The sequence below is a fragment of the Pandoraea sp. E26 genome (assembly GCF_000681415.1).
Taxonomy (GTDB): Bacteria; Pseudomonadota; Gammaproteobacteria; order Burkholderiales; family Burkholderiaceae; genus Pandoraea; species Pandoraea pnomenusa.
This window is the reverse complement of sequence record NZ_AYXJ01000039.1, coordinates 17,979-36,441: the sequence shown is the minus strand read 5'-3', so window position 1 is coordinate 36,441 and position 18,463 is coordinate 17,979. Positions and strand designations below refer to the sequence as shown.

The window sequence follows — 18,463 nt, the reverse complement described above, 5'->3', positions numbered from 1 at the left end:
GGTTGCCGCCAAGAAGCCGGCCGCCAAGAAGGCAGCAGTGAAGAAGGTTGCTGCGAAGAAGCCGGCGGCCAAGAAGGTTGCGGCCAAGAAGCCCGCTGCGAAGAAGGCGGCTGCCAAGCCTGCGGCGAAGAAGCCCGCTGCTGCCAAGAAGCCGGCAGTGAAGAAGGTTGCCGCCAAGCCTGCTGCTGCTCCGGCCGCAGCCCCGGCAGCACCGAAGACGGCACTGAATCCGGCAGCGGCATGGCCGTTCCCGACCGGCAGCCGTCCGTAATTCGAGTGCCGATGCAGGAACCCAGGCACTTCGGTGTCTCTTGATCGAGTAGGCCTACTCGATCCGAAACCCGCTGTGATGAGCAATCGTCACGGCGGGTTTTTTCATGGCCCTGCGTCCTCGCGTCCTGACGCGTCGGGCGATGCCGACGCACGTCACGTTTCGTAAACGAATCACGGGCGACAGATGTCGCCCGTGGGTCGCTTCGTGATCCCGCGTTCCCGCACGTCGCCGGGGAGGCGATGCGCGGGCGCGAGGTGATGTCAGTGCGTGACGCGCGTCACGCCGCCGCTCGAGAGCAGGCGCACGCGCTGCCCCGGCTGGAACGATTCATCGGCATCTTGCGTGATCGCACGCAGTTCGCCGTTATCGAGTCGCACGGTGATCTCCAGGCCGGCCTTCTTGCTCATGCGGCTCTCGATGGCCTGACCCGCCACGGCACCGAGCAGACCGCCCACGATGCCCGTGGCGATCGAGCCCCGGCCGCCACCGATGGCACTGCCGCCAATGGCGCCAAGTGCGCCGCCGCCGGCAATCCCCAGAATGCCCGGATCGCCATTGCTACTGTCGATCGTGACCGGACGAACCGATTCGACCGTGCCCATGCGCACGACCTGTTCGCGTTGCGCCTGGCGGCTGCTGTAGACGCTCGCGGAATTGCTCGGGCCGAACGCCGTGCAGGCGGACAGCGAGAGCGATGCGGCGGCGGTGAGAAGAATCAGCGGTGTGGTCAGTCGTGCCATCGTTATGCCTTTCGTAGAATCATTCGAAGCGGTGGCCGAACGCTTCCTGATATTGCGCCTCGATCTCGGCGCGCGTCGGTGCGTAGGTCTGCGGGCCTTGCTCGGCAATCTTGAGCGAACCCATCAGGCTGGCCAGGCGGCCGGTGGTCGGCCAGTCGAGGCCCTTCTCGATGCCATACAGCAACCCGCCACGGAACGCGTCGCCGCACCCGGTGGGGTCGACGACACGCTTGGCGGTCACGGCGGGAATGTCGTGCTGCTTGCCGCCGGCGAAGATCAGGGCCCCGTGTTCTCCGCGCGTGACGACAAGTGCCTCGACGCGCGACTGGAGATCGTCCATCGACCATCCGGTCTTCGTGCAGAGGAGCTTGGCTTCGTAGTCGTTGACCGCGAGATAAGTGGCGAGTTCCACCATGCGACGCAGTGCCTCGGCCGAGAGCAGCGGCAGGCCCTGGCCCGGATCGAACACGAACGGCACGCGGGCGGCGGCGAATCCTTCGGCGTGCGCGAGCATGGCGTCGGGCGCGTCCGGCGCGACGATGCCCAGTGTGGCGTCCTTGACGTCGGCCACGCGATTCTGCGCCGAGAACATCATCGCGCCCGGGTGGAAGGCCGTGATCTGGTTGTTGTCCAGATCGGTGGTGATCATTGCGTTGGCGGTCATGCTGTCGGCAATGGTGCGAACGAATGCCGTCGACATGCCGAGCGACTCCAGGCGCTCGATGTATGCGCCGCCATCTTCGCCCACGGCGCCCATGACGACCGGTGAGCCGCCCAGCAGGTTCAGGCTGTAGCCGATGTTGCCGGCGCAGCCGCCGAAGTTGCGGCGCATCGTCGGCACGAGGAAGCTGACGTTCAGAATGTGCACCTGATCGGGCAGGATGTGCTCTCCGAAGCGGCCTTCGAACGTCATGATGTTGTCGTAGGCGAGCGAGCCGCAGATCACGGTAGTCACGGAGTGTGTCCTTCTAAAGGGTGAGCGCAAGGCGGCGCAGGGCGGCGAACGCCTGCGCCATCGCGAGACGCAATAGGGGCGACGCCGCGAGAAAAATCAGGCCGGGATATCGACCAGGCCGGTTTGGGAACTGCGACGCCGACGCGCGCCGAAGGATCGGACGCGTCGGCGCAATGACGACGTCGTATCGATTACGAGAGTGCGGCGAGCGCAGCGTCGTAGTTCGGTTCATTCTTGATTTCCGGCACCAGCTCGGCGTGCACGACTCGGTTGTCGGCGTCGAGCACGACCACGGCACGCGCCGTCACGCCGGCGAGCGGGCCGGTGGCGATGGCGACGCCGTAGTTCTCGAGGAACTCGCGACCGCGCATGAGCGAGAGCGGGACGACGTTGTTCAGGCCTTCCGTGGCGCAGAAGCGGCTCATGGCGAACGGCAGGTCAGCCGAGATGACGAGCACGACCGTGTTTTCGAGCTTGCCGGCGGCTTCGTTGAACTTGCGGGTCGAGGTGGCGCAGGTCGGCGTGTCGAGGCTCGGCACGATGTTGAGGACTTTGCGCTTGCCAGCGAAGTCGTCGAGCTTGACGTCCTGCAGTTTGGCGTTGACCAGCGAGAACGCCGGTGCGGTCTGTCCCTTCTGCGGGAACTGGCCGTTGACTTCGATGGGGTTGCCCCCGAGCGTGACTTGGGACATCGATATCTCCTAGGTTGAGTGCAACAGCGCTATCAGGGATAGAACGCGAGCACCCGGAAATTACTGGCTAGCGCTGCCTGCGCCGACAATCGTAACCGAATCGTGCGTTCATTGCGTGGCGACAAACCGGCTTCGCGCTGTGCCCCATCGCTTACGTAGTCATTCGCTGAAAAAACGCGACGCACCACCGGCTTGCCGTCGATGTCGGACAGCGTCAGCTCGAGCGATGGCCAGGCCACTGCGTAACTGGCCTGATTGCGCATGAACACCGTGAGCGTCATCGGCACGGTGTCGTCGGTCGGGGCTGAGGCGTCACTCGCCGTGCCGTCGTTCGCGGCGATATTCCCGGGGAGATTCGCCGAATCGTTGGCCGCGCCCGTCGCGCTGTCGTGTCCCGCGTCGGGGTCGGTCACGAGCGTTACGCTGGAAATCTGGATCATGTCCGGCTGGCGCGGCGGCCCGATCGTCACGTGCAGCGGGCGGCCGATCGTCGCGAAGACACCGCGCAGGGCGGGCATGCGGTCGACAAGCGCTGCACGTTCCAGCCACGCCCACTGTGCGAGCAGCGCAACGACGGCGAGGGCCATCAATATGCGCCAGATCACGCGGGCGGCACCGGGGCGCGGCTTCTGCGGCTGCGCGCGATTCGTCGCCGACACCGCCTGCGCTGTCGGCGCGGTGAGGACGGTGGCATCTTCGTCGTCGATGTAGCGGCCCGGACCGTGTCGCATCTGCGCCCGACTCTCGTCCGGCGCACCGAGCAGGGCAGCGATGGCGGTAGGGGTGAGCATTTCGGGCACCGGCGGTTTGTCCGCCGATGCCGTGTCGCCCGGGGGCGCATCGCCGGACGCCGACGCCATGGCATCTGCCGCTGTCGGCGCGGGAGCGCCCACGGCGCCGGGTGGCATGTCCGGCATCGACCCGTTCTCGTCGTCCGCGGGCGGGTCGCACAGATAGGCGCGGCCGTCGAACACTTCCCGGCAATGCCCGCAACGCACCAGACCGTCGCGCAGCTTGAGCTGATCCGCGACGACGCGAAAGACCGTGTGGCAGTGTGGGCAGCGGGTAGCGAGAACGCGCGAGGACTGGGTCATGGGACTCCGGGAGACTCGGCGCGTGGTGCGCGCCTTAGCCGGCGGCCTGCCCGTGCAGGCAGACCCAGCCGTCGTGAGCGCGCCAGACCGACATCTTCATATAGGGCGCGTAGGCCGCGATCACCTCGTCGGCCTGTCGTTCGAGCACGCCCGACAGTGCGAGGCGCCCGCCCGGCGCCACGCGCGACGTCAGCATCGACGCGAGCAGCTTGAGCGGATTTGACAGGATGTTGGCGACCACGATGTTGAACTGACCGTCGCGCAGGTCGTCGGGCAAACCGTATTCGACCGGCGCGTGGTTGCGTTCGCTGTTGTAGCGGGCCGACTCGACCGCCTGCGGATCGATATCGATACCGATGACCGGATCGGCGCCGCACTTGCGTGCGAGGATCGCCAGAATGCCGGAGCCGCAGCCGTAGTCGAGCAGCGACTGACCCGCCTGCACATGCTGCTCGAGCCATTCCATGCACAAACGCGTGGTCGGATGGCTGCCGGTGCCGAACGCGAGGCCCGGGTCGAGTTCGAGGATGAGCGCGTCGGTATCGGGTGCGTCGTGCCAGGACGGCACGACCCAGATCCGCTGGCCGATCTGCATCGGCTCGAACTGCGATTGCGTCAGGCGCACCCAGTCCTGCTCCTCCACGTCACGCAACGTGAACGCGGGCGACTCGGCGAGCCCCAGTTCGTTGACGGCCGCCGCGAGCAACACGGCGGCGTCCTGGTCTTCACCTACAAGGGCCACCACGCGCGAATGCTGCCACGCAGTGTCCGGCGGGGTGAGTCCCGGCTCGCCGAACATCGGTTGCTCGTCGGGCGTGTCGGCATCCGCGTCTTCCACGGAGACCGACAGTACGCCCAGATCGAGCAGGGCGTCTGACAGGGCCTCGGCCTGGGCGCGGGCAACTTCTACGACGAGTTCGCGATACATGGCGAGCGTTTCCTACTGAATAACGACTGATGAATTGCTTAATTGCCGCCGCCGACGGCAGACTTCTGCGCCAGCTTGTGTTCCAGATAATGGATGCTCGTGCCGCCTTCGACAAACTTGGCGTCGAGCATCAGTTCCCGGTGCAGCGGAATGTTCGTCTGGATACCTTCGATCACGATTTCCGACAGCGCCACACGCATGCGGCGGATTGCCTGCTCGCGCGTAGCGCCGTAGGCGATCAGCTTGCCGATCATTGAATCGTAGTTGGGCGGCACGAAGTAACCGTTGTAGGCGTGCGAGTCGACGCGGATGCCCGGGCCGCCCGGCATGTGCCACGCGGTGATGCGACCCGGCGACGGCGTGAACTTGAACGGATCTTCGGCGTTGATGCGGCATTCGATCGCATGACCCTGGAACTGGATGTCGCGCTGACGGAAGGCGAGCTTATCGCCGGCCGCGATGCGAATCTGTTCCTGCACGATATCGACGCCCGTGATCATCTCGGTGACCGGGTGCTCGACCTGGACGCGCGTGTTCATTTCAATGAAATAGAACTCGCCGTTCTCGTACAGGAATTCGAACGTGCCGGCGCCGACGTAGCCCATCTTCTTGCAGGCGTCGGCGCAGCGATCGCCGATACGCTCGATCAGACGGCGCGGAATCAGCGGAGCGGTGGCTTCCTCGATCACCTTCTGGTGGCGGCGCTGCATCGAGCAGTCGCGCTCGCCCAGCCAGACGGCGTTCTTGTGCTTGTCGGCAAGCACCTGGATCTCGATATGGCGCGGGTTCTCGAGGAACTTCTCCATATAGACTTCCGGGTTGCCGAAAGCGCGGCCGGCTTCCTCGCGCGTCATATTGACCGCGTTCACGAGTGCCGCTTCGGTGTGTACCACGCGCATGCCGCGACCGCCGCCGCCGCCGGCGGCCTTGATGATCACCGGGTAGCCGATCTGGCGCGCAATGCGCACGATTTCCTTGGGATCGTCGGGCAACGCGCCCTCCGAACCCGGCACGCACGGCACGCCGGTCTTGATCATCGTCTGCTTGGCCGAGACCTTGTCGCCCATCAGGCGAATGGTGTCGGGGCGCGGGCCGATGAACGTGAAGCCCGAATTTTCGACGCGCTCGGCGAAGTCGGCATTTTCCGAAAGGAACCCGTAGCCCGGATGGATCGCCTGGGCGTCGGTCACTTCGGCCGCGCTGATAAGCGCGGGCATGTTCAGGTAGCTCTGGGGCGAGGGGGCCGGGCCGATACAAACGGCCTCGTCAGCGAGCTTGACGTACTTCGCTTCCTTGTCCGCTTCCGAATAGACGACAACGGTCTTGATGCCCATCTCGCGGCACGCGCGCTGGATGCGCAGAGCGATTTCGCCGCGGTTGGCGATGAGGATTTTTTCAAACATTATGTGCAGTCCTGCCCGTAGGGGAGAGGAGCGGGGCCGGGCACCGGACGGCGCCGCACGGCGAATGCCTGCGCGGGCACGGGTGTCCGACAACCGGCATTAGCCGATCACGAACAGCGGTTGACCGTATTCGACGGCCTGACCGTTCTCGACGAGGATTTCCTTGATCACGCCGGCCTTGTCGGACTCGATTTCGTTGAGCAGCTTCATGGCTTCGATGATGCACAACGTCTGGCCTTCCTTGACCGAGTCGCCGACCTGGGCGAACGGATCGGCGCCCGGCGACGGCGCACGGTAGAACGTGCCGACCATCGGGGAAGTCACGATATGACCTTGCGGCACGACCGGCGCGGCAGGTGCTGCCGGGGCCGCTGCCGCGGCGGGCGCTTGCGCGCCGATTTGCGGCGCGGCGGCCGGCATGGCCATTTGCATCGGGGCTGCGATCACCTGCGGCGGCGCCTTGACGATGCGGACCTTGCCTTCGCCTTCGGTGACTTCGAGTTCGGAAATACCCGATTCGGCCACGAGGTCGATCAACGTCTTGAGTTTGCGCAAATCCATGAAGGAAGCTCCTTGATTCGGTATCGACGCGGGGGCAGCGCCCCGCGATGGGAAATGGAGATGAGTGGACTACCCGCCGGCGAGTCGCCGCAGGGCAAAATCGAGTGCGTAGGTGTACCCGCGCCAGCCCAGGCCGCAGATCACGCCTTGCGCAATGTCGGAAAAGTACGAGTGATGCCGGAAGGCCTCGCGCGCATGGACATTCGAAAGGTGAACTTCCACGAACGGAACGCCTACGCCCGACAACGCGTCGCGTATGGCCACGCTGGTGTGGGTATAGGCCGCGGGGTTGATGACGATGAAGTCGATCGACTCCGCGCGTGCCGCCTGGATCCGGTCAACCAATGCGCCTTCGTGATTGCTTTGAAACGTTGCGACCTCGGCGCCGGCAGCCTTGGCCTGAGCCAGAAGCGCAGCGTCGATGTCCGCCAGCGTCGTGCGACCGTACACCTCCGGCTCGCGAGTACCGAGCAGGTTCAGGTTGGGGCCGTGTAGCACGAGAATGCGGTGAGGCATCGGCGAATCAAATTTCACGAAATTGGGCGCAATTAAACGCCAGTTGGTGGATTTTGTCCAGTGGGGCGAAATAGGTGCCGCGCCCTTGGCTCCCACAACTCACGTCTGACGCGGGTTCTCCGCCGTCGCGCCTTCCCGCCAATGGGGTCAGATCAAGGGCTTGAGCGCGGCACGAACCTCGTCCGAGGTAATTCGTCCGAGCTTTTCGTAGTGCAGGCGTCCCTGCGGGTCGATCACGACGGTAAAGGGCAGCGCACCGGCCTTGTTACCCAGTGCGCGGGCGAGGTCGGTGCCCGCATACCCTGCCACGAGCAAGGGGTAATCGACTTTTACCTTTTGCTCAAATGCGATCATGTTCTGTGCCGTATCGATGCCGATTCCAACGAATTGGACATTTTTGCTGCCGAATTCGCTGGAAAGCGCCTGAAGGTCGGGCATTTCTTCCACGCACGGGCCGCACCACGGCGCCCAGAAGTTCACCACCAGGGTTTTGCCACGCCACTGCGAGATCGCCTGCTCGCCGCCGCTCAGGTCGGGCAGCCGGGTCGCCAGCAATTGCGCGACGGCGGCGTTCGACGCCCCACCGGGCGCCGTATTGCGTTGACCGAGCCAGAAACCGGCCGCCAGTCCGGCGAGTGCCAGAATCACCAGAATAACGATGCGCTTTGCCATGTTAAGAAGGGCCGGGAGATCCGGGAGTAGACGTTAGACGAAAAGGACGCGGTTCAGAAGCGGCAACTGCGAAGAAATCGTGGCGATTTGATGTGAATCCGGTGTCAACTGCCTGCACTGGTTCAATGACTGGGTTCGGGCGCCGGCGCGTCGGCCTGCGCGATCAGGGTGCGTAGACCGTCGGCATCGGTGCGAACCGCGCGGCCGTTGCCGTCGGTGGCTTTCAATGCACCGCGCATGTCGTCGAGCGAATACAGCGACAGATGCACCCCTGCCGGTTCGCCTCGCTGGCCACGCTCACGCCACAGGAAGCTCAGCGTCTCGACCATGCCGCGCCCGTTGAAGTGACGGCTCTCGGAGACTTCGTAGTCGATGCCGCGATTCAGCAGGTCGATGGCCACTTCCTTCGGGTTGTCGCAAAAAGCCTGCAAATAGATATCGGACATCGCCGTGGCCGTGCCGTTTTGGACCGCGCCGGTGATAAACGGACGATAGCGGGCCAGCTCGGTCATGACGGCCAGGGCCACCCGTCGCAAATGCGCCAATTCGGCCGGTTGCGTGTCGGAGAGAAACGTTTGCACGTACTCGCGCACTTCCGCTTCGATCTGATCGTTATCCGGCAGCCATTCGCCGGCAACGCGCGTCTCGCCAGTGACCTGCTTCGCCGCCTTGCGTTTGGCCGTGGCGTAATCGGCCCCTTCCTCGGCAATGAGGCGGGCGGCGGTCAGCGCGATTTCCTCGCGCAGACGTTGGACATCGGTCCAGGATTTACGTGTCATGCGAACGATGATACCCGAAAGGCATGGCGGCGCATGCCGCAGGTACAATGGTGGCCTTGTCGTTTGCGCATCTCCATTTCCCGCACGGGTTCGGCCCGTCTCATCACGCTCCCCATCCATGCATATTCATATTCTGGGCATCTGCGGCACGTTCATGGGCGGTCTGGCCGTGCTCGCCCGTCAGGCCGGTCATACCGTCACGGGCTGCGACGCCAACGTCTATCCGCCGATGAGCACCCAACTCGAGGCCCAGGGTATCCGGTTGATCGAAGGCTTCGATGCCGACCAGGTGTCGCTCGCGCCCGACCTGTTCGTCATCGGCAACGTGGTCTCGCGCGGCAATCCGCTCATGGAAGAAATCCTGAATCGGAACCTGCCCTATACGTCGGGCCCGCAGTGGCTGGGTGAGCATGTGCTCGCCAACAAATGGGTGCTCGCGGTGGCGGGCACGCACGGCAAGACGACGACGACGTCGATGCTCGCCTGGATTCTGGAGGACGCGGGGTACAACCCGGGCTTTCTCGTGGGCGGCGTGCCGATGAACTTCGGCATATCCGCGCGCCTGACCGACAGCGACTTCTTCGTGATCGAGGCCGACGAATACGACACCGCGTTCTTCGACAAACGCTCCAAGTTCGTCCACTACCGGCCACGCACTGCCATTCTGAACAACCTTGAATTCGATCATGCCGACATCTTTCCGGATCTCGGCGCGATCGAGACGCAATTCCATCATCTGGTGCGCACCGTCCCCGGACAGGGACGACTGATCGTCAACGGTCGTGAGCCGGCGCTCGAGCGAGTGCTGGCCCGCGGATGCTGGAGCGAGGTCGAACGCTTTGGCGTGGCCGACGGCTGGCACGCCACCCCGGCCAAGGACGACGGCACCCCGAGCGCCGCGGCGTCGCAGGAGGCTTTCTGGGTGCATCACGGCCCGGGCGCGGCGGGTGAGGTGAAGTGGGCGCTGCAAGGCGAACACAACCGGATGAACGCGCTGGCCGCGCTGGCTGCCGCCCGCCATGTGGGCGTGCCTGCGGAGCAAGGCGCCGGCTCGCTAGGTCGGTTCCAGAACGTGAAGCGCCGTATGGAAGTTCGCGGCGAAGCGGCGGGCGTGACCGTCTATGACGATTTTGCGCATCATCCGACCGCGATTCATACAACGCTTGCCGGGCTGCGCCGCCGCGCGGGCAATGCCCGCATTCTGGCGGTGCTCGAGCCGCGCTCGAATACGATGAAGCTTGGCGTGATGAAGGCGCAATTGCCGGCCAGTCTCGCCGACGCCGATCTGGTGTTCGGTTACGGCGCGCCTTCGGGCAAGGACGCCCTGGGCTGGAATCTGGCCGAAGCACTGGCGCCGCTGGGCGCGCGTGCCCAGGCGTTCAGCGACATCGACGGTCTGGTGCGCGCGGTGAGCGCGGCCGCCCAGCCGGGCGATCAGATCGTGGTGATGAGCAACGGCGGGTTCGGCGGCATCCACCAGAAACTGCTCGACGCGCTCGCGGCACGCGCCTGATGCGCGTCCGACCGGCACGTCGCCTCATTCGGCTCTATCGGGAACTCCCATGATTCTTTACCTGCACGGCTTCCGATCGTCGCCGCGTTCCTTCAAGGCGCAACTGATGGCTGCGCGCATGCACCGGCTCGGACTGGGGCATCAGTGGGCGTGCCCGCAGTTGCCTCCCTCGCCGCTGGCCGCCGTGGTCGATGCGCAACGGCTGCTGGCCGGCGTGAACGGCGACGACCTGACCATCGTGGGCAGCTCGCTCGGCGGCTACTACGCCACGTACCTGGCCGAAAAGCTTGGATGCCGAGCGGTGTTGCTCAATCCGGCCACCCGTCCGTACGACGACCTCGGCAAATGGCTCGGCGAGCAGCCGATGTGGCACGGGGGCGGGACGATTGTCGTGGAGCCGCGCCATCTCGATGAGCTGCGCATGATCGACGTGCCGCGGATCACGCGGGCGCAACGCTACTACCTCGTGGCCGCGACCGGTGATCAGACGCTCGATTACCGCGACATGGTGGCAAAGTTTCCGGGGGCGAAGCTCACGCTGATCGAGGGCAGCGACCACGGCATTTCCGATTTCGTCGACTATATGGACGACGTGTTGCGTTTCGCCGGCGTCGACGTTCCCCCTTCGCCCGACACTGCGGGCCTGTCCGCGGGCGAATGACACGTTTGCCCGTTCCGCTCTGAACCGCCGTACATTGGCGGGCTACAATATCGCCTATTGCGATCGATGGCTGTTTCATGAACATTTTTTTTGAGGAATCCGGCGGCTTCAAGGCTGGCACGGTGTTGTCGCAGCAGGGCGAGTCGTACCAGGTTGAGCTGCCCGGCGGGCGCCGAAGCAAGATCAAGGGGCGCGACGTTCTGTTGCGCTTCGAGACGCCCACCCCCGCCGAACTGATCGCGCAAGCGCAGGCCGCGGCACAGGACATCGACATGAGTTTCCTGTGGGAGTGCGCGCCTGCCGAAGAATTTCCGTTCCCGACGCTCGCCGCCGAATATTTCGGAGAAGGGGCGAGCGTTGCCCAGCAGGCGGGACTGGCGCTGGCCCTGCAGGCGTCGCCGATCTACTTCCGTCGCAAGGGGCGCGGACAATATCAGCGCGCGCCGCAGGAGCAGCTGCAGGCCGCGCTCGCCGGGCTGGCGCGCAAGCAACAGCAGGCCGAACTGCAGGCGGGGTACGCCGATCAACTGATCGCCGGTACGCTACCGGACGCGCTCAGGGGCAAGGAGCTGGTGCTGCTGTTCCGTCCGGACAAGAACGCCATCGAGTGGAAGGCGCTCGACGCGGCGGCGATTGCCCTGGGCAAGACGCACGCCGAGGTGATGCTGGCATGCGGCGGCATTGCGTCGCCGCGCGCTTACCACGAGGCGGCGTTCCTCTACGAATACTTCCCGCGCGGCACCGGCTTCCCCGACGTGGGACCCGTTCCCCTGCCGGCCGACGACCTGCCGCTGGCCGAGGTGCAGGCATTCTCGATCGACGATTCGACGACCACGGAGATCGACGACGCGCTCTCGGTGCAGATGCTGCCCGATGGCCTGCTGCGCGTGGGTATCCATATTGCGGCACCGGCGCTGGGGCTCTCACGCGGCGATCCCATCGACGAAATCGCGCGCGTGCGCCTGTCGACGGTCTATGCGCCCGGCGAGAAGATCACGATGCTGCCCGATGCCGTGGTCGAGGCTTACACGCTCGCCGAGGGTGGCGCTCGCCCGGCGCTCTCGCTTTACGTGGTGGTCAAGGCGGACACCTACGAGATCGTGGCGACCGAGACCCGGGCCGAGCGGGTGCCGATCTCGGCGAACCTGCGCCACAACGAGCTCGATTCGATCATCACGGCCGAAACGCTGGCCGACGGCAGCGGCGACTATCCGCACAAGGACGAGCTTCGCCTGCTGTGGCCGTTCGCGCAGTCGCTCTATGACAAGCGCCAGGCGGCGCGCGTGGGCTACGGCCTGCGCCCGGAAGTACAGAACAAGACCGACTTCAACTTCTATGTCGACGGCGAGCACGTCACGATCAAGCAGCGCCTGCGCGGCGCACCGCTCGATCTGATCGTCGCCGAGATGGCGATTCTCGCGAACAGCCGCTGGGGACGCCTGCTGGCGGAATGCGGTGTGCCCGGCATCTACCGTGCACAACGTGCCTACGGCGTGAATCGCACGCGCATGCAGACCTCGCCCGCACCGCACGAGGGGCTTGGCGTGGAGCAATACGCGTGGAGCACGTCGCCGCTGCGCCGCTACGTCGATCTGGTGAACCAGTGGCAACTGATCGCCTGCGTGCGTCATGGCGTGACCGCCAAGCTGGCGGCCCCGTTCAAGCCGAAGGACGCCGACCTCTATGCCACGGTGTCGAGCTTCGAGGCCGCCTATGCGGCGTACGGTGAGCACCAGAGCCGCATGGAACGCTACTGGTGCCTGCGCTGGTTGATCCAGGAGAACAAGTCTCAGGTGCAGGCGAGCGTGCTCAAGGGCGATACCGTTCGTCTGAACGACATCCCGCTCACGCTGATCGTGCCGGGCCTGGGATTGCACGCGCGCGGCACGCAGATCATGCTCGACGTGCTCTCGCTCGATGTCGTCACCCTCAGCATCTCGGTGCGTGTCTCGCAAGTGCTCGACGCCAGCCAGGCGTTGCTCGGAGACGACGATGACGAGGGCGACGGTGGCGAAGGCGAGGGGGGGGAGGGCAGTGACGGCAATGCGGGTAGCGACGGCGCCGATGGTGACGATGGTGCCGACGGTGCCGATGGCGCCGACGGTACAGATGGCGACGATAGTCCCGCAGACGCCGACGGCTCGGGCGATCGTACTGATGCCGGCGCCACGTCCACCGACGCCTCCCCGCTCGCCGCCGCACTGATGGCCGCGGGCGCGCGCGACGCATCCGCCAGCACGGCGTGCTGAAACCGGCACTCGCCTCCGGCAACCTCGACGCGGCACGTCGCCGCGGTTGGTCGCTCATGCGCGAGCATCCACTGGCCACGGGCCTTGTGTTTTCGGCCCTGGTTCACTTGCTCGCGCTGGCGGTGCATTTCGTCGCCCCCGACAGTTTCCGGTTGCACAGCGCGGACACGCCGCTCGACGTCGTGCTCGTCAACGCCAAGTCGGCCAGCGCGCCCGACAAGGCCACTGCGCTCGCACAAGCCAACCTCGTGGGCGGCGGCGAGCATGACGGGGAGCGCGCCGCGTCGCCGCTGCCCTCGCGTGCGCTCGAGCGTGATGGCGCCCCCGTGGCGCAAATGCAGCGCAACGTGAGCGAATTGGAGGCGATGCAGGAAAAACTGCTGTCGCAACTGCGCAGCCAGTATGCGGCGGCGCCGGCGGCGCAGCGCAAACGCGCGGATGCCCCGCAGCATGGTCTGGGTGCGGACGACCAGAATGTCGATCAGCAGATCGCCCGCTTGCAGGCGGAAATCGACAAGCAGTTGCGCGCCTATCAGACGCGCCCGAAGCGCGGGCAGGTCACGGCCAACACGCGTGAAGTGGCATACGCCCGCTATTTCGATGCGTTGCGCCATCGCGTGGAGCGTTACGGCACGGAGCACTTTCCGCAAATCGGCAACGAGCGCCTGTACGGCGAGCTGATCGTCACGCTCAACGTCAACCAGCGCGGTGGTCTCGGCTATCACAGGGACGGCTGGAACGTCGCGGGCGTGGAGATTACGCGCAGTTCGGGCAATCGGGACCTGGATAGGCGCGCGGTCGCCATCGTCCAGGCGAGCGCGCCGTTCGGCGACTTTTCGCCGGAGATGAAGCAGCGCTACGACATTCTCGAAATCGTCACCCGGATGACGTTTTCCCGTCAGGGCGTCCATGCCGAAACGCTGGCGACGCCGACGGGCGGCGCAGGGCAATAGCGACGCAGCAGGCGCCCGTGCCTGTCCCCGGTGTTGGGCGTGCCCGGTCGAACTTTCCAAATATTTCTATAATTACGGGGTTTGCTCCGACCTGGAAAGTCTGTAATGAAATGGATTGTCCTGGCGATTATCGCGGCATGCGCGGTGTATGTGCATCTGCGAGGTAAGGTTCGCCATAAATTCTTCCGGCAATTGTCCGACCATTCGACGTTCCTGTCGCCGTTGAACGTGTTCATGTACGCGTTCTCGCGCGTGCCGACGACGCCGTATCTGAAGACCGACAATTTCCCGGAGCTCGAACCGCTGCGGCAGAACTGGGAAGCCATTCGCGCCGAGGCGGTGTCGTTGCTCGAAGCGAGCCGGATCAAGGCGTCCGACAAGTACAACGACGTCGGCTTCAACTCGTTCTTCAAGAGCGGCTGGAAGCGCTTCTATCTGAAGTGGTACGACGAAGCCCATCCGTCGGCGAGCACGCTGTGTCCGGTCACGACCGAACTCGTGCGCAAGATACCCACGATCAAGGCGGCCATGTTCGCCGAATTGCCGCATGGCAGTCGCCTCGTGCGTCACCGCGATCCGTACGCCGGGTCGCTGCGCTATCACCTCGGACTGGTCACGCCGAACGACGACCGCTGTTACATCGACGTCGACGGCCAGCGCTACAGCTGGCGCGACGGTGAAGGTGTGGTGTTCGACGAGACCTACATCCACTACGCCGAGAACCAGAGCGGGCAGAATCGCATCATTCTGTTCTGCGACGTCGAGCGTCCCATGCGCTACCGCTGGACGCAGGCGGTCAACCACTGGTTCGGCCGCCATCTGGTCGGCGCGGCGGCGTCGCCCAACGACGCAGGCGATCGCACCGGCGGCCTGAACCGGGTCTTCAAGTACATTTACTCGATCCGCATTGTCGGCAAACGCCTCAAGGCCTGGAACCGGTACGTGTACTATGCGGTGAAATGGGCACTGTTCGGGGGCATCCTGCTTTGGATTCTCTGGTGATCGATGTCGCCTGAACCCGGCCCTCCGCCAATTCGATGAACGCAAAAGCGGCGCCTGCGCGAAAGCCAGGCGCCGCAGCTTTGACAACGATGACAAACCAAACGCCTACCGGGGATAGGTCGGCCGATCGCTACGCCGTGATCGGTCATCCTGTCGAACACAGCCAGTCGCCGTTCATTCACGCCGAGTTCGCGCGCGAGACCGGACAACGATTGACGTATGAACGCCTGCTCGCGCCGCTCGACGCCTTTGCCGCGACCGTTCGCACGTTCATCGAACACGGTGCCAGCGGCGCCAATGTCACGGTTCCCTTCAAGCTGGAAGCGCACGCGCTTGCCGATCGCCTGACGCCGCGCGCGCAGGCCGCGGGCGCGGTGAACACGTTGATCTTCGACGCTCAGGGCATCACGGGCGACAACACCGACGGCGTGGGGCTCGTGCGCGACATCGAGGGCCCGTTGGGCGTGGCGCTCAAGGGACGTCGCGTCTTGCTGCTCGGCGCCGGCGGCGCGTCGCGTGGCGCGATGCTGCCCCTGATCGAGGCGTCGCCGGCTGCGCTCTTCGTGGCCAATCGCACGGCCGCGCGCGCCGACGAACTGGTCGCCCGGTTCGCCGAGGCGGCGCAACGCCACGGTGTTGCGCTGGCCGGCGGTGGCTGGGACGCGGTGCCCGGCGGTTTCGACGTGGTGATCAACGCCACGGCAGGAAGTCTCCAGGGCGATGTACCGCCACTGCCCGCAGGCGTGTACGCGGCCGGGGCGTTGGCTTACGACATGATGTATGGGGCGCAGCCGACCGTCTTCATGACGCGGGCCTTGTCGGAAGGCGCCGCGCGGGCCGCCGATGGGCTCGGCATGTTGGTGGAGCAGGCGGCCGAAGCGTTCGCGGTGTGGCGAGGCGTGCGCCCGTCCACCGATGCGGTGCGTGCCGCACTGCGCGCACGCCTCAACGCGAAAGGCTGAACCTGTCCCGATGCCCTCGCAGAGACGTCACGCCCGCACGGCTTCCCGCAAACGCCAGTGGGGACCCTGGCAATGGACCGCGTATGTCATCACGCTGCTGATCGCGGGCGTGCTGGCCACGCAGCTCTATTACTTCCTGCAGATCGGGTGGTGGGTGCACTTCGATCCGCAATCGACGGCATTCATGAGAGCGGCCGAGGCGCGTCTGCGAGAGACGGATCCCAACGCGACACTCCGGCATCAATGGGTGTCGTACGATCAGATCTCGCGCAACCTGAAGCGCGCGATCATCGCCAGCGAAGACGCGAACTTCGTCAATCACGACGGTTTCGAGATCGATGCGATGCTCGGCGCGTGGGAGAAGAACCAGAAGAAAGGGCGCATCGTCGCCGGAGGCTCGACCATTTCGCAGCAACTCGCGAAGAATCTGTTTCTCTCGAGCGAGAAGAGCTATCTGCGCAAGGCCGAGGAACTCAGCATCACCTGGATGCTCGAGTTCTGGATGGACAAGCAGCGGATTTTCGAGATCTATCTGAATTCGGTCGAGTGGGGCGAAGGCGTGTTCGGTGCCGAGGCGGCATCGCGCTATTACTACGGGATTCCGGCGTCGAGACTCTCGCCGTGGCAGGCGGCGCGACTCGCGGTGATGCTGCCGCGGCCGCGCTACTTCGACGCGCATCGCAATTCCCCGTACCTCTCGCAGCGCGCCGGTGTCATCGCGCGTCGCATGGGCGCGGCCGAATTGCCGCAATGACCGTTTCCGGGCCGCACAACGCGCGGCTTCACTTCGGTAGCTTCTCGACCTTGAGTTCCGCGCCGTCGTTGTGCGCCAGCGTCACGGTGAGACGCATGCCCGACAACGTGTCGTCCAGCGAATGATTCGGCAGCAATGGGGCGTCGCCCATCGATCGCCCGCTGCCGGGCGTGGTGTTGACCAACGTGCTCGTCATCGATCGGGCCTTGGGCGCGTAGTTGACGACATAGACGGTGACGCCGCTCACGTAGGGAGCGGCTTCCCACCACGTCTCGAACGGCTGACGGGGGCGGCGAAATTCGACGAACAGCACCGAGCCGTCCGAGCGCCTTATCCGATAGCCCTGGGCCGCGCTGCCGCGTCGCCAGAGCGGGTCGAGCTTGTAGGTGCCGTCGTGCTTGATCCACGGTACGTCCGCATCGCTCAGCCAGCCGGCGAAGTGTTGATACGCCACGGGAAACATCGACGCGCCGCCGCCGCCCATCGGGTCGGTCGGCGCCTTGCCGTAGTTGTACGTCGTGCAGTCGCCGCCGAGCTGCGCCACGCCGTCGCGCGCCGGGCAGCCGTATCGGATCCGGGCGTGCTGGAAGCCCATTGCGTGGCCGAATTCGTGCGTCCAGGTCCAGAACTTGTGGGCGGAGCTGCCCTGGGCCAGCACCCAGTTTCCCGGAACCGGGGCCAGCCCGACCCAGGGGCACTGGCGCCATTGGCGAATACTGACGAACAGGTAATCGTAGTCCTGCGGATTCCTTTCGCGATGCCGGGCCGCATCGCGCGCGGCGCTGAGTATCTGGCTGGCATTGCAGGCGTCGGGACGCTCGCCGATATCGACCTCGTCGAGGAAATCCATGTTTGCTGTCAATCGCTCTCCCGATGCCTGCAGGAGGTAGTTCCTGGCCGATCTGTCCTCGTAATACGGTGTGCCGAACACGCCGAGCACCGTGTCGCGCACCGGCGTTGAATCCGCCGAGGTCTCATCGCTGAAATGCGTTGCCATGACGAGGACCTTCTTCGTGCCAGCGACCGGGAATTGCGGGGTCGGCATGTCGATATCGTATTGCCAGACGTCTGCCCTTGTGCTGCCGGGGATGGAAATGCCGACCGATTGACCCTGCGGATCGGCGTCGAGCGTTTTCCACTGACCAATGTCGCGGCTGTACACGTTCCACAGGCGGATGTCGTTGAGGGCGCCGTTCGAGACTTCCCAGCTTCGCATCGTGGTGTAGCCGCTCGTGTCGCTATCCAGCGCGATCGACGACGCCTTGCCGTAGGTGCGCAGATATCGCGTCTCGCCGAAGTATTCGTTGAAGATGAAATAGCGGGCGTTGCCGATGGCCTTGAGCTTCCAGTTCTGCAATCGCGAGCCGTCTTTGCAGGTTTCCAGCGCGACGTACTGCCATGATTTCGTGTCGTCGCCGTTGGCGGTGAGGCAGCGCGTTTCCCCGCCGACTGTCATTTTCAAAGGCGCGTAACCGACCTCCGTGAGGGACGGGGCGGGGGCTGCGAGGGCGTCGACAGGCGGGAGTGGCGCGAGAAACGCAACGCAGACCAGGGCGAGCAGTTCGGGCTTCATTGGAGATCCTCTTCGAACGGGATCTCTCAACGATAGAAAGCAAAGTTCGTTTTGCTAACGATAGCGGATGGTTTTGGGAAGACCTCCGGTCACGTTGGGCGACAGGCCAGGAGGATCCTGGCGCGCCAACACCCGGAAGCCCGGAAACCGAGAAGCTCGGAAGCCAAGACGCCTGTCCCGCA

Annotated in this window: 18 protein-coding genes and 1 pseudogene; 8 read left to right on the top strand and 11 right to left on the bottom strand. The window is 65.0% G+C overall.

Annotation, left to right across the window (positions count from 1 at the left end; genetic code table 11):
• Positions 1-271, top strand: a pseudogene (locus tag W930_RS0123175) (histone); the annotation flags it as partial.
• A 263-nt stretch (positions 272-534) separates the two neighbouring features.
• On the opposite strand, the gene W930_RS0123170 reads toward W930_RS0123175, so the two are convergent.
• From W930_RS0123170 to W930_RS0123125, 10 genes are all read right to left on the bottom strand, one after another.
• The gene (locus W930_RS0123170) at positions 535-1,014 is read right to left on the bottom strand and encodes a membrane protein (RefSeq protein WP_023594159.1); all 480 of its coding nucleotides are present in this window, start codon (positions 1,012-1,014) and stop codon (positions 535-537) included.
• A 19-nt stretch (positions 1,015-1,033) separates the two neighbouring features.
• The gene (locus tag W930_RS0123165; RefSeq protein ID WP_023872349.1) at positions 1,034-1,969 is read right to left on the bottom strand and encodes a carbohydrate kinase family protein; all 936 of its coding nucleotides are present in this window, start codon (positions 1,967-1,969) and stop codon (positions 1,034-1,036) included.
• 191 nt (positions 1,970-2,160) lie between these two features.
• A complete protein-coding gene (tpx, locus tag W930_RS0123160; protein WP_023594161.1) occupies positions 2,161-2,661 on the bottom strand; it encodes a thiol peroxidase in 501 nt (166 codons plus the stop codon).
• Positions 2,662-2,693: 32 nt separating this feature from the next.
• Positions 2,694-3,755 (bottom strand): DUF3426 domain-containing protein, encoded by a 1,062-nt coding sequence (locus tag W930_RS0123155; protein WP_023594162.1) that lies wholly within the window; start codon positions 3,753-3,755, stop codon positions 2,694-2,696.
• 34 nt (positions 3,756-3,789) lie between these two features.
• Entirely contained in the window at positions 3,790-4,683 is an 894-nt protein-coding gene (gene prmA / locus W930_RS0123150; RefSeq protein WP_023594163.1) for a 50S ribosomal protein L11 methyltransferase, read from the bottom strand.
• A 38-nt stretch (positions 4,684-4,721) separates the two neighbouring features.
• Positions 4,722-6,086, bottom strand: a complete 1,365-nt coding sequence (accC, locus tag W930_RS0123145) for an acetyl-CoA carboxylase biotin carboxylase subunit (protein ID WP_023594164.1) — start codon at positions 6,084-6,086, stop codon at positions 4,722-4,724.
• A 99-nt stretch (positions 6,087-6,185) separates the two neighbouring features.
• The gene (accB, locus tag W930_RS0123140; protein WP_023594165.1) at positions 6,186-6,647 is read right to left on the bottom strand and encodes an acetyl-CoA carboxylase biotin carboxyl carrier protein; all 462 of its coding nucleotides are present in this window, start codon (positions 6,645-6,647) and stop codon (positions 6,186-6,188) included.
• Between the two features lie 69 nt (positions 6,648-6,716).
• On the bottom strand, positions 6,717-7,163 hold the full coding sequence (aroQ, locus tag W930_RS0123135; protein WP_024788653.1) for a type II 3-dehydroquinate dehydratase: 447 nt from the start codon (positions 7,161-7,163) through the stop codon (positions 6,717-6,719).
• Between the two features lie 147 nt (positions 7,164-7,310).
• Positions 7,311-7,835, bottom strand: coding sequence for a TlpA disulfide reductase family protein (locus W930_RS0123130; RefSeq protein WP_023594167.1), 525 nt, complete (start codon positions 7,833-7,835; stop codon positions 7,311-7,313).
• Positions 7,836-7,957: 122 nt separating this feature from the next.
• The gene (locus tag W930_RS0123125) at positions 7,958-8,614 is read right to left on the bottom strand and encodes a hypothetical protein (protein WP_023872347.1); all 657 of its coding nucleotides are present in this window, start codon (positions 8,612-8,614) and stop codon (positions 7,958-7,960) included.
• A gap of 118 nt (positions 8,615-8,732) precedes the next feature.
• On the opposite strand from W930_RS0123125, the gene mpl reads away from it, so the two are divergent.
• The 7 genes from mpl to mtgA all read left to right on the top strand — a co-directional run bounded on the left by mpl (position 8,733) and on the right by mtgA (position 16,708).
• The gene (mpl, locus tag W930_RS0123120) at positions 8,733-10,127 is read left to right on the top strand and encodes a UDP-N-acetylmuramate:L-alanyl-gamma-D-glutamyl-meso-diaminopimelate ligase (RefSeq protein WP_023594169.1); all 1,395 of its coding nucleotides are present in this window, start codon (positions 8,733-8,735) and stop codon (positions 10,125-10,127) included.
• A 49-nt stretch (positions 10,128-10,176) separates the two neighbouring features.
• The gene (locus W930_RS0123115) at positions 10,177-10,788 is read left to right on the top strand and encodes a YqiA/YcfP family alpha/beta fold hydrolase (RefSeq protein ID WP_023594170.1); all 612 of its coding nucleotides are present in this window, start codon (positions 10,177-10,179) and stop codon (positions 10,786-10,788) included.
• A 77-nt stretch (positions 10,789-10,865) separates the two neighbouring features.
• Positions 10,866-13,037, top strand: a complete 2,172-nt coding sequence (locus tag W930_RS0123110; RefSeq protein ID WP_023594171.1) for a ribonuclease catalytic domain-containing protein — start codon at positions 10,866-10,868, stop codon at positions 13,035-13,037.
• A complete protein-coding gene (locus tag W930_RS28605) occupies positions 13,031-13,990 on the top strand; it encodes a hypothetical protein (RefSeq protein ID WP_023594172.1) in 960 nt (319 codons plus the stop codon). Before W930_RS0123110 ends, W930_RS28605 begins: the two co-directional genes overlap by 7 nt.
• A 105-nt stretch (positions 13,991-14,095) precedes the next feature.
• On the top strand, positions 14,096-14,992 hold the full coding sequence (gene lpxO / locus W930_RS0123100; RefSeq protein WP_023594173.1) for a lipid A hydroxylase LpxO: 897 nt from the start codon (positions 14,096-14,098) through the stop codon (positions 14,990-14,992).
• An 89-nt stretch (positions 14,993-15,081) separates the two neighbouring features.
• The gene (gene aroE / locus W930_RS0123095) at positions 15,082-15,954 is read left to right on the top strand and encodes a shikimate dehydrogenase (RefSeq protein ID WP_023872345.1); all 873 of its coding nucleotides are present in this window, start codon (positions 15,082-15,084) and stop codon (positions 15,952-15,954) included.
• Positions 15,955-15,964: 10 nt separating this feature from the next.
• Positions 15,965-16,708, top strand: a complete 744-nt coding sequence (gene mtgA, locus W930_RS0123090; protein ID WP_023872344.1) for a monofunctional biosynthetic peptidoglycan transglycosylase — start codon at positions 15,965-15,967, stop codon at positions 16,706-16,708.
• 28 nt (positions 16,709-16,736) lie between these two features.
• On the opposite strand, the gene W930_RS28600 is transcribed toward mtgA, so the two are convergent.
• A complete protein-coding gene (locus tag W930_RS28600; RefSeq protein WP_023594176.1) occupies positions 16,737-18,281 on the bottom strand; it encodes a carbohydrate-binding protein in 1,545 nt (514 codons plus the stop codon).
• Positions 18,282-18,463: the final 182 nt, after the last annotated feature.

Bases quoted from the DNA above. Each gene is read 5' to 3' on its own strand.
- W930_RS0123125 (WP_023872347.1), bottom strand. From the start codon at position 8,614: ATGACACGTAAATCCTGGACCGATGTCCAACGTCTGCGCGAGGAAATC.
- aroQ (WP_024788653.1), bottom strand. From the start codon at position 7,163: ATGCCTCACCGCATTCTCGTGCTACACGGCCCCAACCTGAACCTGCTC.
- mpl (WP_023594169.1), top strand. From the start codon at position 8,733: ATGCATATTCATATTCTGGGCATCTGCGGCACGTTCATGGGCGGTCTG.
- tpx (WP_023594161.1), bottom strand. From the start codon at position 2,661: ATGTCCCAAGTCACGCTCGGGGGCAACCCCATCGAAGTCAACGGCCAG.
- W930_RS0123130 (WP_023594167.1), bottom strand. From the start codon at position 7,835: ATGGCAAAGCGCATCGTTATTCTGGTGATTCTGGCACTCGCCGGACTG.
- prmA (WP_023594163.1), bottom strand. From the start codon at position 4,683: ATGTATCGCGAACTCGTCGTAGAAGTTGCCCGCGCCCAGGCCGAGGCC.
- W930_RS0123155 (WP_023594162.1), bottom strand. From the start codon at position 3,755: ATGACCCAGTCCTCGCGCGTTCTCGCTACCCGCTGCCCACACTGCCAC.
- W930_RS0123110 (WP_023594171.1), top strand. From the start codon at position 10,866: ATGAACATTTTTTTTGAGGAATCCGGCGGCTTCAAGGCTGGCACGGTG.
- accB (WP_023594165.1), bottom strand. From the start codon at position 6,647: ATGGATTTGCGCAAACTCAAGACGTTGATCGACCTCGTGGCCGAATCG.
- W930_RS0123115 (WP_023594170.1), top strand. From the start codon at position 10,177: ATGATTCTTTACCTGCACGGCTTCCGATCGTCGCCGCGTTCCTTCAAG.
- accC (WP_023594164.1), bottom strand. From the start codon at position 6,086: ATGTTTGAAAAAATCCTCATCGCCAACCGCGGCGAAATCGCTCTGCGC.
- aroE (WP_023872345.1), top strand. From the start codon at position 15,082: ATGACAAACCAAACGCCTACCGGGGATAGGTCGGCCGATCGCTACGCC.
- W930_RS0123170 (WP_023594159.1), bottom strand. From the start codon at position 1,014: ATGGCACGACTGACCACACCGCTGATTCTTCTCACCGCCGCCGCATCG.
- mtgA (WP_023872344.1), top strand. From the start codon at position 15,965: ATGCCCTCGCAGAGACGTCACGCCCGCACGGCTTCCCGCAAACGCCAG.
- W930_RS28600 (WP_023594176.1), bottom strand. From the start codon at position 18,281: ATGAAGCCCGAACTGCTCGCCCTGGTCTGCGTTGCGTTTCTCGCGCCA.
- lpxO (WP_023594173.1), top strand. From the start codon at position 14,096: ATGAAATGGATTGTCCTGGCGATTATCGCGGCATGCGCGGTGTATGTG.